Below are 15,573 nucleotides of genomic sequence, written 5' to 3' on the forward strand. Positions count from 1 at the left end.
CCTAGTAGCGCTGTTGGTTGCTAACGCTCATTATGACTTGCTCAGAAACGCTGCGCAGGGAATGCCCGTTGCTGCGCGAGCTCATGATCAGCTCACCCATGGCCTCTTCTGAATTCAGCTTCTTCCGCTCCATGAGGATACCGCGGGCCAACGCGATGCTGTCCCGGCTGGCAATGGCGTCTTTCAGTTCCCTGCTGGCCCGGTGCGGCACTTCGGTGGACTGGACGTTCGCAAGCAGTGTTGCCGCGGGGCCGGCGAAGAGCGTCAGCAGGTGCTCGCTGCGCTCGTTGAAGGCCGCGGTCTCCGTGGAGTAAATCTTCATTGCACCGAGGATTTCCGTCTTGTGGAGCAACGGCACACTCAGGACCGAGCGTAACCCCAGCTCAGCCGCCGGGCCGCTCCATCCCGGCCAGCGGATCTCCGCCGCCAGGTCATCCGACCGCACGGGGGCAGCGCCGGCCCAGGCTTCCAGGCAAGGCCCCTTTCCCAGCCGGTACTGCAGCTCATCGGCAGTGACCACCAGCCCGTCGGTGGATCCTGTGCTGGTCCTGCGGCCCTGATCGTCCATCAGTGAAACGCCGGCCCCCACGGCGCCGGGAATGCTTTCCCGAATCGCCTCGGCAAGCAGGTCGACGGCGTGGGCCACGGTTTCCTCGGTGAGGAGCATTCCCTGGATCCGGGCAATGAGGCTGGAAAGTTCGTCCAACGGGAGATCACTGGCACGGCTGACCTCACGTTTCCTCATGGTTTCCCCTCCCGCCGTGGTGAGCCTGATGCTTCGGATGGCCGTCTATGTCCGTCCTTCTGGCCCATTCGCCGGCCAACGCGCTGTACCACTCCAGCGCGTAGGCGGGGGGATGCTCGGAATCCAGTTGCCGGTAGACCCGGTCCGTCAGGCTCAGCAAAGTCCTCTGGGGCAGGGCGGCCAGCGCCCTGACATCCAAGGGATCTGCCGGCAGATCCAACAGCGACAAGGCCGAAGCGTGCCGGGTGCGGAAGAGCGTCATTGCTTCGCTCCTCCGGCCGGGACCAGGGCCGAACACTCGGGGAGGATGTCCGGACACTCGATCCTGAGGTCAATGTCCCGTCCGGCAACGTTTTCGCAGAGGAGGGGGAGGGCAGCACGTTCAATGTGCTGGGCCGCGGTCAGGTCCACGGTAATCCGGTGTCCGCGGACAAGAGCGGCAGTCTTCCGGATCAGGGGTGCCAGGGAACGCCAGCTGTCGGCGGTGAGGCAGCCGGTCACTTCAAGGACAGCGGAGGAAGGGGCGACATCGAGCCGAACGAGTACACGCAGTTTGTGGTCCAAAGGATTCCCAAAATAGGAGTTCCGCGGCGCACTGCTGGGCCTCGGGTTTCAGGGTAAACGGCGGATCCCGGTGAAGGCAAGTCGGGCAGTGCAGGCGTTTTTGAGGAGAAGGTGTCAGAGGCCTGGGCGGCCGATTGAAGCACCTCGGTCAAATTACTAAGTTTGCTTATAAGTTGTCTGCTGGGATAGATTTCACTTACTGGCCCCCGGGGCCGCCATAAGAGGCGACCCAACTAATGTTGGGCCTGATATGCGGAGGTGCATAGTGTTTTTCCATAAGCAGGAACTCCAGTTCTCAGCGACACCCGATAAGCCGGATGCCGTTTTCGCCCGCAAGCTTCAGGAAGTCCTTGGCGGACAGTACGGCGAAATCACCGTAGCAATGCAGTACGGATTCCAGTCGTGGAATTCCCACCTGCCCGGTAAGTACCGCGACCTGCTCTACGGCATCGCCGCCGAAGAGATGGGCCACGTGGAAATGCTGGCCATCATGATTGCCCAGCTGCTGGAAAAGGCTCCCTTGGGTATCACCGACGACGCCGTGCAGTCGGATCCGACGATCGCAGCAGTTGTCGGCGGCATGGATGTTCAGCACGCCATTGTTGCCGGTGCCGGCGCCCGTCCGGTGGACAGCAACGGCAACCCGTGGACCGGTGGCTACGTGACTGCCAGCGGCAATCTGCTCGCCGACTTCACGTCCAACGCCAACATCGAAATGCAGGGACGCCTCGCCGTCGCCCGCCTGTACCACATGACCGATGACAAGGGCGTCCGCGATATGCTCGCGTTCCTCCTGGCCCGCGACACGATGCACCAGAACATGTGGACGGCTGCTGCCAAGGAACTGCAGGAAGAGGGCCACGAGCTGCTTCCGGTTCCGAGCAACTTCCCGATCAAGAAGGAACACCGCGAGGTTTCCTACCAGTACCTGAACTTCTCCGACGGCAAGCACGCCTCCGAGGGTTCCTGGGCTTCCGGCCCCACGCCGGACGGCAAGGGCGAGTTCAGCTACCACGAGGGTCCCACCACCACGGCTCCCATGCCGGACGTCACCCGTCCGGATGCCCGCTACTACGGCACCACCGACATCCCCAACGTCGTGGAAAAGGTTGCCGGCACGGTTCAGGACAAGCTGAACCGCGAGTAATTGCGCATCTGCGGATCAAAACGATAAATGCCCGGACGCTTTGCGTCCGGGCATTTTCTTATGGTGCGGGGAGGAACCTATTGCTTGAAATGCGTCTGCGCTTCAGCGGGGGTCACTGATCCCACCACCCGCTCGGCGATTTGCCGAAGTTTGATGTTTCGGCTGCCGGACGCGGAAACCAGAATGTTGAAGGCTTCGTCCTGGCTGCACCGGTTCTGGGCCATAACAATCCCGACGGCCAAATCAATAACCGTTCTGGAGTCCATTGCGGCACGCAGGTCTGCGGAATGCTCGCCCCCGGCCGCCAGGCGGGCGGCCAGCTGAACGGGTTTGGTGATGCGCCGGGCGTAGTCCTGGATCTGCTCGACCGTTGCGCTGTCGAAGTGTTCCGGGCGGGTGCTGTAAAGGCTGAGGGTTGCGACGCCATCTGTTTCGAGGTCCAGCGGAAGTACGAGCACCGAACGCATTCCGGCCTGCTCCGCGAGGGCTACATACTGCTCCCACCGCTTTTCCCGGCGAAGGTCGGGTATATGCACCACTGCCCGTTCCTGGATCGCAGTGATGCAGGGCCCCTCGGTGAAGTTGTACTGCAGGTCATCCAGGGAACCGGAGGGGGCGCCGCTGAAAGCTGCGCGGACAGGTTTGTGGTCCCGGGTGATGGTCATGGCGCATTCGACGGGACTCGTCGGAATGGAAAACGCCTTAGCCGTCAGTGTTGCCAGCTCGTGGAGGAACTCCTGAACCGTGACGCTGGAAAGAGTCAGGTCCTGCAGCCGCTCCACGAGGAAGAGGTCCAGATCATCCGCCGTACTCTTCCGGTCTTCTGCCGACCGACCCGTAGGGGCTTCGAATGGAGCTATGGCGTCCTGTGCAGTTGCTCCGGTTCCGATCATCCCTACTTTCTACACCATCCGGCATTGGTCAGTAGGCTTGCCGTTTCTGTCGAGTTTCCTGCGGGCATTCCCTGCCCGCGTTCTCCCGGAACGTGAGGCGCCGGTCGGGGGTGGGGGGTGAAACCTTCAGCGGGTTCAACTGGAGGACCTCATAAACGCCACGATTCTTACCCATGCGCCTTCAGGTGCCTCCCCAGCGGAATTAACCCCTGTCGTGAATGACAACTGCTGTATTCAGTACCGGTGCTATTGTCGAGGGCGCTAAACCGAAATAGGGAATCGTGCAGCGGCAGGCGGGGTGGAACGGCGGTGAATGCGGTGAACAACGGCAACGGCGCGGATATGACAAAAAGGAACGGACTTCCTTCCGCGCGGTTAACTGAACGGGATCTGGTGCTCGGCAAGAAGGCCGCCAAATACTCAGCCGTTATCTGCGGGGTTGCGTTTGCGGCGTGTCTAGGCATCGCCATATACGTGTTGTTCAGTGTGCCGCTTGGGACACGGATGCCCTACAGCGGACAGTACGGGAGAAGCGGGATTCCCATGCCGTTCGCTCTCCTTCCGGCTTTAGTTGTCCTCTCTGGTTTGTTCCGTGGATCAATAAAACCTAAGTCGCACCACATGGGGAAAATGACGCGGGGATTCTTGTATAGTTTCGGGACGGCAATGGTCCTGGGATGTGTGATTCTCCAGTGGGTTTTTGCGAAATCCATACTGATTGAGGGTGGTGCGCTCCCCGCATAGCTGTGCGGGCGGGCAGAGTTCGGCCTCAGGGCTAGTGGCGCGACTGGGCCGAGGATGACCCGCGACGGGCCTTCAGTGGAATGAATACCGCGTAGAACGCACCCCAGCAGATCCAGAACACGGTCGAGATGCTTCGTTCAGAGATTCCAGGGAGCCGGCGGCGACCCATAGCGGCAATCCCGGATACTGCCGCTGTCACCACCACGAACCGGATCATCCGGCCGGGCACGCTCCAGGCAAGAAACGTCACGAGCGGGGTCCGCTGCAGCCCGGCTGCCCGCGCGTAGAGCTTGTACGGGATTCCACGGGTGGGGCCCCGCAGCAAAGACGCGGCCCCGGACTTGGCGATCTCCTGCTCCACCTCGCTGATCATTGCATCCGTGATTGCCGGAACTTTCACCAACACCTTACGCGAGGTGTTTGCGGCTACCTTGCGCGCCCACCAGTACGTCACTGCCCCTCCGGCCATGGCGCCGCCGAGGGCTGAGACCGTGGTGCCGAGCGCGCGTTTCGGCCGGCGCAGCCCCACCCAGGATGTCCACACATCGGGGACCACAAAGAAGAACGTCGCTTCCGCGAAGCCCCAGGCGCCGGCGATTCCGTGGTCCCGCAGGGCATTCCCGAAGGCTGATTTGCGCCTAGTTCTCATGTTTACACTGTAATGAATGGTGACGTGGAAATACGGGATTGATCGCGGGTTGCTGCCGGTTCCGCCGCCCGCCCCGCATTAGCGTAAGAGTTACGGCAAGAAGGCCCAATGAATGGATACTTTATATGAGCCACGGAACGGATAGGCGGGAAATTCCGCAGCGCAGCAGCCAATGGGCGGCCAAATCTGCGGATATTCTTGCGGCGGCGAAACTCACCCCAAATCAGATTTCGGTCGGTTCAGTGGTGTTCGCCGCAGTGGGTGCCGCTGCGTTGATCTGGTCGGCACATACCGACGACGCCATTATTCGTGCTGTCTTACTGGCTGCGGCTGCTGCCTGTATACCGCTGCGTTTGTTGTTGAACATGCTCGATGGAATGCTGGCCGTGGAAAAGGGTATGAGCTCACCGGTGGGTGATATCTACAATGAACTGCCTGATCGGATCTCCGATGTGCTGTTCCTGGGGGCAGCAGGCATCGCCACCGCCGGGCTGGTGACCGCCGACCGAGTCGATTTCGGGGTGACACTGGGATTCCTTGCGGCGATACTCGCCGTACTCACCGCTTACATCCGCTGCCTCGGAGCATCCCTCGGCACGGGAAACTTCTTCGATGGGCCCTTGGCCAAACCGCACCGCATGTGGTTGCTGATGATCGGCGTCCTGGTGGGCACCGCCGAACCATGGCTTCCCTGGGCGGAAGGTTGGGCATTGTTCGGCACGCTGGCGCTCATCGCGTTAGGCTCCGTGCTCACCTGTGCTCGCCGACTGCGCCGTGTCAGCGCTGCGCTGCGTGCCCGCAGCAAGGGCTTGCCATCATGAACGTCGGCAGCGCTTCCCGGCGCAGCCTCGCGAAACTTATCAGCGCCTTCGCCGGTGCGCGCGTGGTGAGTGCAGCCGGAGATTCTGAACTGGATCTACCCGGGCAGGCCATCTATTACGCGAACCATTCGAGCCATCTGGACTTCCTCACCATTTGGGCCGCACTGCCGGCAGGGCTTCAGCAACGCGCCCGCCCGGTGGCTGCCAAGGACTACTGGGGCTCCGGGGTGCGTAAGGCTTTTGCCGAACAGATCTTCAACGCCTATTTGGTCGAGCGCCACGGCTCCAGCAGCCGCCGGCAGCGCACGTCGGACTCAGGGGTCAGCCCCAAGGGACAGGTGGAGGGCATGGCCGAGGTGCTGGCCGCCGGTGATTCGCTGATTATCTTCCCTGAAGGCACCCGGGGCGACGGCGATACGATCGCCCAGTTTCACGGCGGACTGTACAAACTGGCCCGTCTCCACCCTGAGGTGCCGGTGGTCCCCGTGACGCTCGCCAACCTCGGACGGATCCTCCCCAAAGGTGCGGTGATCCCGGTGCCCCACCTCTCGACTGTCATCTTCGGTGAGCCCCTCCATCTGGATCCCGATGAGGACAGGCAGACGTTCCTGGCCCGCGCCCGGAAGGTTCTCGTGGAAGCCCTCGCCAAGCATCAAGGCACGCAATCTCCCCCCAGACAGGACGACGGCGTCTCGGCCCCTCGCAGCCAGGACCGGCAGGACAACCCGTGAGCGGCTGGGAACTGGGTTTGTTGGACTCGTCGTCGCTGAAACTCCTCGGCGGCGTCGTCGTTGTTCAAGTTTTAGCCACCGTGGTCGCGTGGATTCTGGGCCGCCGATTGGGCATCACGAGCACCATCCTGAATCTGAAGCAGCGCATCAACGCCTGGTGGTTGATGGTCGCACTGCTAGGCGCTGTCCTGGCAGCCGGCGAGACAGTGACGATTGTGCTGTTCCTGCTGCTGTCGTTTCTGGCACTGCGCGAGTTCATCACCATCTCGCCGACCGGCCGCGGAGATCACAAAGTGCTCGTGTGGCTGGTGTTCATCATCCCCGCAGTGCACTACTGGTTCCTGTGGGAGCACTGGTATGGCATGTTCAGTGTGTTCATCCCGGTGTACGCCTTCCTCTTCCTGCCGGCGCGCAATGCGCTCGCCGGGCAGACCACCGGGTTCCTGCAGCGAACCGCGGCCATTCAGTGGGCGCTGATGGTATGCGTCTACGCCATCAGTTACGCCCCGGCGCTCCTGCAGCTTCCGTTTGCCATGGAGGCAGGCCGAGATGCGGCCGAAGGCTCGGCGCCTGGGACTGGTGGGGCTACCGGAGCGCATCTGCTGCTGTTCCTGCTGATCGTGGTGCAGGGCTCCGACGTGCTGCAGTACGTGTGGGGCAAGACGCTCGGGAAGCACCCGATCGCGCCGAGCGTGAGTCCCAACAAGACCTGGGAAGGATTCATCGGGGGAGTGCTTTCGGCCACCGCCCTGGGGGCTGCCCTATGGTGGGTCACGCCGTTCACCCCGTTGATGGCCGCGCTCCTGGCATTCATCTCCTGCGTGATGGGTTTCGCCGGAGGGCTGGTGATGTCTGCAATCAAGCGCGACCGCGGCATCAAGGATTTCGGCTCCATCATCCCCGGTCACGGCGGGATCATGGACCGTCTGGACTCGCTCTGCTTTGCGGCACCGGTCTTCTTTCACGCCGTGCGATTCTTCTACACCTGATAAATGCACCACGGAGACCCTAAAAATGCAGAAAACCCCCGGTTTCCCGGGGGTTTTCAGTGGCGGTGACGGTGGGATTTGAACCCACGTTGGCTTTTACACCAAACAACATTTCGAGTGTTGCACCTTCGGCCGCTCGGACACGTCACCAACGCGTCAACCTTACCGGGTTGAAGGCCCAACTCCCAAAAGCTGCCCCTTCAAGGCCTGGGGGACCAGATGGAACTAGAGGTCGACGACGTCGTTCCTGCCGATATCGGGAGTGCCGCCGGTGGCTGCAGCCTTGCCGATCTTGAACAGGCTGACGAGCTTCGGTTCATCCGAGGCCCAGTATTCGGCGGTGTCCGAGTCCACCTTCAGCAGTGCGACAGACGGGTCTTCGCGGCCCTGCTCGAACCAACCCTCCACCGAGGTCTTCCACAGGGAGGAAATCTTGCCCTGATCCTTCGTCAGCGTGGCGGTGCCGCTGATGGACAGGAAGCCCTCGGAATCACTGATGGCGACGTTAACGTGCGGGTTCGCACGGACCTCGTCGGCCTTGGGGGAGGGGTCCGGAGTAAAGAACCACAGGTTGCCGTCCGAATCCGCCTCCTGCAGCTGCAACGGCCGGCTGACCAGGTTCCCCTGCAGATCCACCGTGGTCACCGTGGCAATTCGGGCCTTTTCGAGAATCTTGACGACGGTGTCCCGTCCATCTTGCTCTGATCCCATAACGGAAACTCCTTAATTGTAGCGTTCCGGGATTAGTAAGCCTACGTACAAACCGAACCGGGCGGAACGCTAGGAGTTGCGCTTTGAGCCGAAGAAGTCCCGCAGCAGGCGCGCCGATTCTTCCTCGCGCACGCCGGGAAACACCTCGACCCAGTGATTCAGGCGGCGCTCACGCAGGATGTCGAACACAGAACCGGAGGCCCCTGCCTTCTCATCCCAGGCGCCGAACACCACTTTCGGCACCCGGGCCAGGACGATCGCCCCGGCGCACATGGCGCACGGTTCAAGCGTCACCACGAGGGTGCAGCCTTCCAGCCGCCATTCCCCGACGGCGGCAGCCGCCTTCCGGATGGCCAGCACCTCGGCGTGGCCTGTCGGGTCCCCTGTCGCCTCACGCTCGTTGCGCCCGGTTCCCAGCACCTCGCCGTCGGGACCCAGTACGACGGCGCCGATCGGCACGTCGCCTGTCTCCAGCGCCTTGCGGGCTTCGGCCAGGGCAAGGTCCATCCAGGTTTCGTGTGTGCGGGAAAGGGGCTCCATGCCTGCCATCGTCCCCCATCCGCGCGCGCACGGGCGAACGCGGAGAGAGGCAGGGGGCAATGGTAGTTTTGAAGCATGCGCGTACTTGTAGTGGATCACCCCCTCGTTGCCCACAAACTCACCGTTCTCCGCGACAAGGACACCCCGTCACCGATCTTCCGTCAGCTGACGGAAGAACTGGTCACCCTGCTGGCCTATGAAGCCACCCGAACCGTCCGCGTGGAGCCGGTTCCGATCGAGACTCCCGTCACCTCCGCCGTCGGCACTGGCCTGGTCAAGCCGACCCCGCTGGTGGTTCCCATCCTGCGCGCCGGCCTCGGCATGCTCGAAGGCATGACCCGCCTGGTCCCCACGGCCGAGGTCGGATTCCTGGGCATGGCCCGGAACGAAGAGACACTGGAAGCCATCACCTACGCCGAGCGCCTTCCGGATGACCTCACCGGCCGCCAGGTCTTCGTCCTGGACCCGATGCTGGCTACCGGCGGGACGCTGCGCGAGGCGATCAAGTTCATGTTCCAGCGCGGCGCCGCAGAGGTCATCTGCATCTGCCTGCTGGCCGCCCCGGAAGGCCTCTCGGTGCTTCAGGAGGAACTCCAGGACGCCAACGTCACCGTAGTCCTCGCCTCGATCGACGAGCGGCTCGACGAGCACGCCTACATCGTCCCCGGCCTGGGCGACGCCGGCGACCGGCTTTACGGCGTCGTCTAACCACCTCGCCCGAAGGGCCGCCTCTGAGGCCGGCTCTTCCGTCAGTGAAAAGCTCCGAACCCCTGTCCACTATGTGGACAACAGCTTCCATGCTTGACGGCACCTGCTTCGTAAGCTCGCTTACGGAGTGGGTGCCTTTTTTCTAAACACTGTTCGATAGAGCGGAACGACGCACGCGCAGTGGAGCGAAATAGATTTAGGTCTTATACATATTTACGCATAGCTATTCATTGTGTCTTTTTGTGAACTGCGTCACAAAACGACCCATAACGTCCACTATGTGAGACAACCGACCCTTTGTTACTTGCGCGAATCCCTTTGTGACATGCAATAATCCGGAGTGTGAACACCAACACGGCAGCAGCAGTCGCAGTCTTCCCGGGCGGTCTCCGGGCCGCGAAGGAGACTCGCTGTTGTCGAATGCATATCTCTGGAACCACCCCTATCCCGAGGTAAGACTCAGGCCCAACTATGGGCATAACAGGCGCCGTCTCGACCGGGCACACCCCCAGCAATCGAGCCGTGATGACGTCAAGTCACGATGAGGTCCCACATGTCAGTAGCATCCGGTTACGTCCACATCTCCCTGCGCAATGCGCAGAACCGCGCCGGATCAGGTTCCCAGCGCCAGACCGCCGTCGGCGGTTTCCCCAGCACCTACGGCGCGCAGCCGTTTGGGAACCAGTCCTATAGCGTCCCGGCCTCCAACAGCACCGGAGTCCGTCCGCTCCGCGCCGTTCCGGGCCAGGATGCCAGCCCCATGACCGCCCCCATGCCGGTGGTCACTCCGAACGGTATTCCCGGGCCGCAGCCGGTCAGCAATGACACGGCTGCCCGTGGATTCGTTATTTATGTAGGCCTCGATGAAGAAACCGCCGCAGCCAACGGCACGTCCCTGAGCAGGCTGGCGCAGGAAATCCGGGCCTACGTACAGACCCTCGTGCCATGCGCCCAAAGCCATGCAGCCGTGGCGCTTGCCCCTGCCGGAGCGTCCGGCTCGGATATCGACGTCGTCCGGCAGGCCCTCGGGGACCCCACGGTCCGGCGTCACCCGGCCCCGCAGCAGGTTCCGGCACCCCCGGTTCCGGCAGCTATCCGGCCCTCCGGGGTCCTGATCGACCTGTCCCGCCGCGAGGTGCACCTCGACGGGGACACGCTGAATCTGACCTTCAAGGAATTCGAGCTCCTGAACTACCTGGTGGAGAACGCCAGCAGGACGGTTGGGCGTGAAGAGCTTTTGGCAGGCCTGTGGCGCAACGCCGAAGAGGTGCCGAACGAACGCACCATCGACGTCCACATCCGGCGGCTGCGGTCCAAGCTGGGCCGGCTGGCCAACACCGTCCGCACCGTCCGCGGGCAGGGGTACCGCTTCTACGAGCACCCCGAGGTTGTTGTCTGGGCCGCACCGGAATACAGCATCTAGCTGCCAGCCGCGGTCCTTAGGACCGCAGCCGCGGACGGAGCGGGGGCTCCGTCCGCGGCTAAACTTGGCAAATGACCGGCCACCACCTCAAGAAACTCCAGCTCCTTCGCCATGCCAAGGCGGACTGGCCCCGCGACGTTGCAGACCACGAGCGCCCGCTCTCCGGGCGTGGACACCGGGACGCACCCCTGGCCGGGCAGTGGATGCGCGAGCACGGCAGCATTCCCGACTTCATCCTCTGCTCGTCTGCCCTGCGCGCGCGGCAGACATGCACCTGGGTCTGCAAGGAACTCGGGGATAAGGCGCCCACTGCCAAGCTCGAAGACGGTCTCTACGCGGCGACGCCGGAGCGGATCCTCAGCCTCATCAACCACGTTCCGGAAACGGTCACCAGCCTGCTGGTCATCGCGCACCTTCCCGGCGTCCAGGACCTGGCCATGCGGCTTGCCTCCGCGGACTCGGACGAAGAAGCCGTCATGGAAATGGCCACCCGCTATCCGACGTCGGGGCTCACCGTCATGGAACATGCACTGCCGTGGGCCGAGCTGGACGGCCGCGACGCCCGCATCACCGACTTCGTGGTCCGCCGGGCCTAAATGCTGATCTCCGGCTGCAGCGTCTTCAGGGTCCACAGCCGGTGCCGTCGGGCAGCCAGCAGCGAGAGCAGCAGTCCGACGGCGGTGTAGCCCAGCAGTCCGACGGCGACGGCGGCGACCTGCGGAAGATCCCCGCCGTACAGCAGTTGCCGCAGCCCGGTTACCGTGTAGCCCATCGGCAGTACGTCGTGCGCCAGATGCAGGGGCGCCGGGATGGTCTGCCATGGGAAAGTGCCGCCGGCGGAGACCAGCTGCAGCACCAGCAGTACCAGCACCACGAACTTGCCGACTGAACCCAGCAGCGCCACGATGCCCTGGATCAACGCCGAGAACGCCATGGAAGCCATCAGCAGCAACGCCCAGGCTCTCACCGGGTGCACGGGGTCCAGTCCCAGCCCGAACCGCACCACCGCATACAGCAGGGTCGCCTGGACCAGCGAGACGGCGAGGAACGGCAGCCAGCCGCCCAGGGCAATCTTCCAGCCCGGGGCATTGGACGCCAGCGCCCGGCGGCTGATGGGACGCATGGCCTGCGCGAGCATGAAAATACCCACCCACATGGCCAGCGTCAGGAAATAGGGTGCCAGTCCGGCGCCGTAGCTGCCTGCCTCGGCCTGGCTCACCGTGCGGACGGTCAGCGGATCGGCGATTACTGCGGAGGCGTTGGCCCGCTCCTCATCGTTTGGGTTGGGGATTTCACCGGCACCGTCTGTCAGCTGCCGGGCCAGCTCGGCAGACCCGTCGCGTAGCTGGCCCACCCCGTCCTGGAGGCTGCCCGCACCGGCGGCGGCGTCGTCGGCTCCTGCCGCCAGCTGCCGGGTACCGTCCAGCGCCTGCTGTGCTCCGCCCGCCAGTCCGCCGGCCCCGGAGGAAAGCTCCGCCGCTCCGGTGGACAGGTCTGCCGCTCCGGTGGAAAGGCGGGAAGCGCCGTCGTTCGCAGCGCTGATGCCCGAGGTGAGCTGCGGGGCGCTGCCCGCCAGCTGGTCCGCACCCGCCGACACTGCTGCAGCCCCGTCCGAGAGTGCCTTCAATTGCTCGAGCCCGCCGCTGCCTGCCGCGGTTCCGGCCAGCTCCTGCTGTAGGGCTGCGGCCTGCTCCTGCGTCAGGACGCCCTGCTGCACCAGCCGTGTCACCGCATCGGTGACACCCTGCCGGGCGGCATCGGAGGAAGCGGTTACAGCCGATTCCAGGCCGGTCGTCCCGGCGGCCACCTGCCGGGCGCCGTCCGCCAGCTGCTGTGCCTGCTGCGGCAGCTGTGCCGTGGCGGAGGAGAGCTGTCCCAGGCCCGAGGAAAGCTCGGCGGCACCTGAGGACAGCTGATCCGCCCCGGCGGACAGCTCACCCGCGCCCGCCGACAGCTGGTTGGCTCCGGTGGCCAGCTGTTCCTGTCCGGAGACCAGCGTCTGCGCTCCGGAGGACAGGGTTCCCAGCCCGGTGACGAGCTCGGCGGCCCCGGAATCCGCGGACGCTGCACCATCGGCGAGCTGTCCGGCGCCGTCGGCGGCCCGTTCCAGCTGGCCGTGCACTGTGGTGAAGCCGGTCAGCAGCTGGCTGGCGGTTTCCTCGCCGACTTCCGCCGCCACGGTGTCATGGACGGACGAGGTCAGCTTGTCCACGATGCTGCTGAGCAGGTAATTGTTCGCATCATTGGTGGTGACATGCAGGTTCGCCTTCCGGGCGGTGGCCGGATCCGACGCCGAGGCCAGGTTCGCGGAGAAGTCCCCGGGAACGGTCAGGGCAAATTCATACGTGCCGTCCTTCACGCCGCGCTCCGCGGCAGCGGCGCTGTCCACCAGCTGCCAGTCGAAGGTCCCGTCCTCCAGCAGGTTTTCACGGACTGTGGCGCCGACGTCTAGCCGGCCGTCTACGGTGTCGGCCCCGTCGTCGTCGACCACCAGGGCGGCCTTGACGCCGTCGAGGTTTCCGTAGGGATCCCAGTTGGCGTACAGGTAGACGGCGCCGTAGAGCAGGGGGACCAGGGAGAGTGCGAGGATAGCCAGCTTCGGCAGGGTCCCGCCGGTCATGCGGCGAAGTTCGCTGAGTGCCAGCCGGAACGCGGTCATGCGGGCACCTCTTCGGCGATACCGGCGGTGGCCACCCCAGCGGCAGTGTCCCCGGCAGCGGCGGCGGGACCGGTCCAGCCCGGCGGGATCTGCGCCACCACCGCAACGGCCGTCACCAGGCGCGAAGGCAGAGACACGCTGCCTGTCAGGGCGGGCAGCCAGGCCTCCGGGTCGGCGCCGTGGCGGTCGGGGGAATCGAAGACCAGCAGCTCCACGTCGATATCCGCCAGGGCCAGCCGGATCAGCAGATCCAGCCGTACTGACGGTTCGAGGTCCTCGATCCACCGGGGACCCAGATCCGAGAGGTCTTCGTTGGATAGCCAGTCCGCAGCATTTCCCTGCGGCCGGTTCCGGCGGGGGATCAGCGCCAGGTCTTCGGCCACCAGGTCGCGGACGCGGAAATGCCGTTCGGGTGCGTTGACCTCCGGCGAATCGATCAGTGCCGCGTGCCGGCGCAGATGTCCCGTCTGTGCGCTGTGGCCCCAGGCGAGGCTGCCGGAGGTGGGGCGCATCCTGCCCGCAAGCACCAGGGCGAGGGCGGTACGGGTGGACTGGCCACCGCCGGAGACCAGGAGCAGCCCTCCGGCATTCACCTCAAGGGATGTCGGAGGAAGGAGGGCGCTGTGGCGCCCCTTCACATAGAGGGTTTCCGCACTGAGCATGGTCTTCGCCTTGGGTCCTTAGGGTCGCTGTGCGCCTGGCACGCTTCAGAGGCGCATCTGCAAACCTACGGGAAACTGACTGGTCAGTTCAAACGGTGGTGCGGAGAGCTCTGCCACACGGGGACCGGGCGGAAGTTAGAGGCCGTACTTTTCCAACAGCCGCAGCCATACCTCGCTGATGGTGGGGTAGGCGGGCACGGCATGCCAGAGCCGGTCCAGCGGGACCTCGCCGGTGATGGCAACCGTTGCCGCGTGCAGCAGTTCCGAGACGCCCGGCCCGACGAAGGTCACGCCGACCAGCACTCGCCGGTCCTCGTCCACCACCATCTGTGCCCAGCCGCGGTAGTTGTCCGCGTACAACGAGGAGCCGGCGACGGCGATTTCCAGCGATGTTTCGGAGGCGTTGACGCCGTCGGCCCGGGCCTGTTCGAGAGTCCGCCCGACCATCGCTGCTTCCGGGTCGGTAAACACCACCTGTGGCACGGCGTAACGGTCTGCAGTTGCCGTGTACCGGCTCCAGGCAGCCGGTTCCGCGCTGCCGGGTTCCTGCTTTGCCCGCGCCGCAATCACGTCGCCGGTTGCGCGCGCCTCGTATTTCCCCTGATGGGTGAGCAGCACTTTCCCCGCAGCGTCCCCCACGGCGTACAGCCACCCGCCGTCGACGCCCATCACCCGGCCGGAATCATCGATGTCCAGTGTCTTCGGGGCCAGGCCGATTTCCTCCAGACCCAGCCCGTCCAGGGCAGGATGGCGGCCGGTGGAAACCAGCAGCCGATCTCCGCTCACGGTGTCGCCGCCCTCGAGCGATACTTCCACGCCGCCGTCGTCGGACTTCCGCACTGATGCGGGGGAGGCGGAGGTGCGCACCTCGACGCCGTCGGCCTCGAGTCCTTCCTGTACCAGCGCACGTACCGGTTCGGGGAAGGAGCCCAGGATGTCGTGCCGGGCCAGCACTATGACCTTCGAGCCCAGGCGCGCGTAGGCCTGCGCCAGTTCGACGCCGGACACTCCGCCGCCGATCACGATAAGGCGGCCGGGAATCTCGGTGGCGGAGGTGGCATCCCGGGTGCCCCAGTAATCAGTGGTGTCCAGGCCCTCGATCGGCGGTACGGAAGGGGTGGAACCGGTGGCGAGGACGACGGCGTGCTGCGCGGAAATACGCAGGGTCCGGCCGTCAGTGGCGGCCACTTCCACCTCGCGTTCTCCGGTGAGCCGTGCCCGGCCGCGGACCAGTTCGATGCCGGCGCCGGCGACCCACTCGGCCTGGCCCGCATCATCCCAGTTGGAGGTGAACGAGTTCCGGCGTTCCAGGACGGCGGCGGCGTCCAGCGTGCCGGTGACCGCCTCGCGGGAACCCGCCAGCGACTGTGCCTCCTTCAACGCCGTGCCGGGCCGCAGGAGCGCCTTGGAGGGCATGCAGGCCCAGTAGGAGCATTCCCCGCCCACCAGGGCCGCTTCCACCAGGACGGCGCTTAATCCGCCGCGGACAATGCGGTCTGCCGCATTCTCTCCCACGGCACCTGCGCCAATCACCACTACGTCGGTCTGCAGAGTCTCAGTCATGGACATGAGCCTTGCACCGCGGCG

17 protein-coding genes and 1 tRNA gene are annotated in these 15,573 nt (G+C 64.6%); 7 read left to right on the forward strand and 11 right to left on the reverse strand.

Annotated features, from left to right (window positions below):
• Position 1: 1 nt before the first annotated feature.
• Genes NNX38_RS15210 through NNX38_RS15220 form a run of 3 tightly spaced genes read right to left on the reverse strand, consistent with a single transcriptional unit; the run spans position 2 to position 1,309 of the window.
• The gene (locus tag NNX38_RS15210) at positions 2-745 is read right to left on the reverse strand and encodes a GAF and ANTAR domain-containing protein (RefSeq protein WP_255798790.1); all 744 of its coding nucleotides are present in this window, start codon (positions 743-745) and stop codon (positions 2-4) included.
• Entirely contained in the window at positions 732-1,007 is a 276-nt protein-coding gene (locus tag NNX38_RS15215; protein ID WP_255798791.1) for a hypothetical protein, read from the reverse strand. The genes NNX38_RS15210 and NNX38_RS15215 overlap by 14 nt, the downstream gene beginning before the upstream one ends.
• The gene (locus tag NNX38_RS15220) at positions 1,004-1,309 is read right to left on the reverse strand and encodes a hypothetical protein (protein WP_255798792.1); all 306 of its coding nucleotides are present in this window, start codon (positions 1,307-1,309) and stop codon (positions 1,004-1,006) included. Before NNX38_RS15220 ends, NNX38_RS15215 begins: the two co-directional genes overlap by 4 nt.
• A 265-nt stretch (positions 1,310-1,574) precedes the next feature.
• Between NNX38_RS15220 and NNX38_RS15225 the strand changes: the two genes are divergently transcribed.
• Positions 1,575-2,456, forward strand: a complete 882-nt coding sequence (locus NNX38_RS15225) for a manganese catalase family protein (RefSeq protein ID WP_146364083.1) — start codon at positions 1,575-1,577, stop codon at positions 2,454-2,456.
• 77 nt (positions 2,457-2,533) lie between these two features.
• Here the strand turns inward: NNX38_RS15225 and NNX38_RS15230 are convergent, their stop codons facing one another.
• Both NNX38_RS15230 and NNX38_RS15235 read right to left on the reverse strand, forming a co-directional pair.
• Positions 2,534-3,349: a GAF and ANTAR domain-containing protein gene (locus NNX38_RS15230; protein ID WP_255798793.1), complete on the reverse strand. Its 816-nt coding sequence runs from the start codon at positions 3,347-3,349 to the stop codon at positions 2,534-2,536.
• Between the two features lie 775 nt (positions 3,350-4,124).
• Positions 4,125-4,742 carry a hypothetical protein gene (locus NNX38_RS15235; protein WP_255798794.1) on the reverse strand — a complete coding sequence of 206 codons (618 nt, stop codon included), beginning with the start codon at positions 4,740-4,742 and terminating at the stop codon, positions 4,125-4,127.
• Positions 4,743-4,867: 125 nt separating this feature from the next.
• Here NNX38_RS15235 and NNX38_RS15240 point away from each other — a divergent pair, with 125 nt between their 5' ends.
• From NNX38_RS15240 to NNX38_RS15250, 3 genes are read left to right on the forward strand one after another with little or no spacing between them, the layout of a single operon-like run.
• Positions 4,868-5,563: a CDP-alcohol phosphatidyltransferase family protein gene (locus NNX38_RS15240; RefSeq protein WP_255798795.1), complete on the forward strand. Its 696-nt coding sequence runs from the start codon at positions 4,868-4,870 to the stop codon at positions 5,561-5,563.
• Positions 5,560-6,294: a 1-acyl-sn-glycerol-3-phosphate acyltransferase gene (locus NNX38_RS15245; protein WP_255798796.1), complete on the forward strand. Its 735-nt coding sequence runs from the start codon at positions 5,560-5,562 to the stop codon at positions 6,292-6,294. The genes NNX38_RS15240 and NNX38_RS15245 overlap by 4 nt, the downstream gene beginning before the upstream one ends.
• The gene (locus tag NNX38_RS15250; RefSeq protein ID WP_255798797.1) at positions 6,291-7,283 is read left to right on the forward strand and encodes a phosphatidate cytidylyltransferase; all 993 of its coding nucleotides are present in this window, start codon (positions 6,291-6,293) and stop codon (positions 7,281-7,283) included. Before NNX38_RS15245 ends, NNX38_RS15250 begins: the two co-directional genes overlap by 4 nt.
• A 60-nt stretch (positions 7,284-7,343) precedes the next feature.
• Here the strand turns inward: NNX38_RS15250 and NNX38_RS15255 are convergent.
• From NNX38_RS15255 to tadA, 3 genes are all read right to left on the reverse strand, one after another.
• Positions 7,344-7,433 (reverse strand) — tRNA-Ser (locus tag NNX38_RS15255).
• A 75-nt stretch (positions 7,434-7,508) separates the two neighbouring features.
• Positions 7,509-7,994 carry a pyridoxamine 5'-phosphate oxidase family protein gene (locus tag NNX38_RS15260; RefSeq protein ID WP_255798798.1) on the reverse strand — a complete coding sequence of 162 codons (486 nt, stop codon included), beginning with the start codon at positions 7,992-7,994 and terminating at the stop codon, positions 7,509-7,511.
• A gap of 69 nt (positions 7,995-8,063) precedes the next feature.
• Positions 8,064-8,543: a tRNA adenosine(34) deaminase TadA gene (tadA, locus tag NNX38_RS15265; RefSeq protein ID WP_370646480.1), complete on the reverse strand. Its 480-nt coding sequence runs from the start codon at positions 8,541-8,543 to the stop codon at positions 8,064-8,066.
• A 66-nt stretch (positions 8,544-8,609) separates the two neighbouring features.
• Here tadA and upp point away from each other — a divergent pair, with 66 nt between their 5' ends.
• The 3 genes from upp (at position 8,610) to NNX38_RS15280 (ending at position 11,261) form a co-directional block, all read left to right on the forward strand.
• Positions 8,610-9,242, forward strand: a complete 633-nt coding sequence (gene upp, locus NNX38_RS15270) for a uracil phosphoribosyltransferase (protein WP_255798801.1) — start codon at positions 8,610-8,612, stop codon at positions 9,240-9,242.
• A gap of 553 nt (positions 9,243-9,795) precedes the next feature.
• A complete protein-coding gene (locus NNX38_RS15275) occupies positions 9,796-10,665 on the forward strand; it encodes a winged helix-turn-helix domain-containing protein (RefSeq protein ID WP_255798802.1) in 870 nt (289 codons plus the stop codon).
• Between the two features lie 71 nt (positions 10,666-10,736).
• Complete coding sequence (locus tag NNX38_RS15280; RefSeq protein WP_255767417.1) at positions 10,737-11,261, forward strand: histidine phosphatase family protein; 525 nt, start codon at positions 10,737-10,739, stop codon at positions 11,259-11,261.
• Here NNX38_RS15280 and NNX38_RS15285 read toward each other — a convergent pair.
• The 3 genes from NNX38_RS15285 to NNX38_RS15295 form a co-directional block, all read right to left on the reverse strand.
• Positions 11,258-13,324 (reverse strand): YhgE/Pip family protein, encoded by a 2,067-nt coding sequence (locus NNX38_RS15285; protein WP_255798803.1) that lies wholly within the window; start codon positions 13,322-13,324, stop codon positions 11,258-11,260. The two genes, NNX38_RS15280 and NNX38_RS15285, sit on opposite strands and share 4 nt — an antisense overlap.
• Entirely contained in the window at positions 13,321-13,986 is a 666-nt protein-coding gene (locus tag NNX38_RS15290) for an ABC transporter ATP-binding protein (protein WP_255798804.1), read from the reverse strand. The genes NNX38_RS15285 and NNX38_RS15290 overlap by 4 nt, the downstream gene beginning before the upstream one ends.
• Before the next feature lie 135 nt (positions 13,987-14,121).
• On the reverse strand, positions 14,122-15,549 hold the full coding sequence (locus NNX38_RS15295; RefSeq protein WP_255798805.1) for an NAD(P)/FAD-dependent oxidoreductase: 1,428 nt from the start codon (positions 15,547-15,549) through the stop codon (positions 14,122-14,124).
• Positions 15,550-15,573 lie beyond the last annotated feature (24 nt).

The sequence above is a fragment of the Arthrobacter sp. zg-Y238 genome, from assembly GCF_024385525.1.
GTDB lineage: Bacteria > Actinomycetota > Actinomycetes > Actinomycetales > Micrococcaceae > Arthrobacter_B > Arthrobacter_B jinronghuae.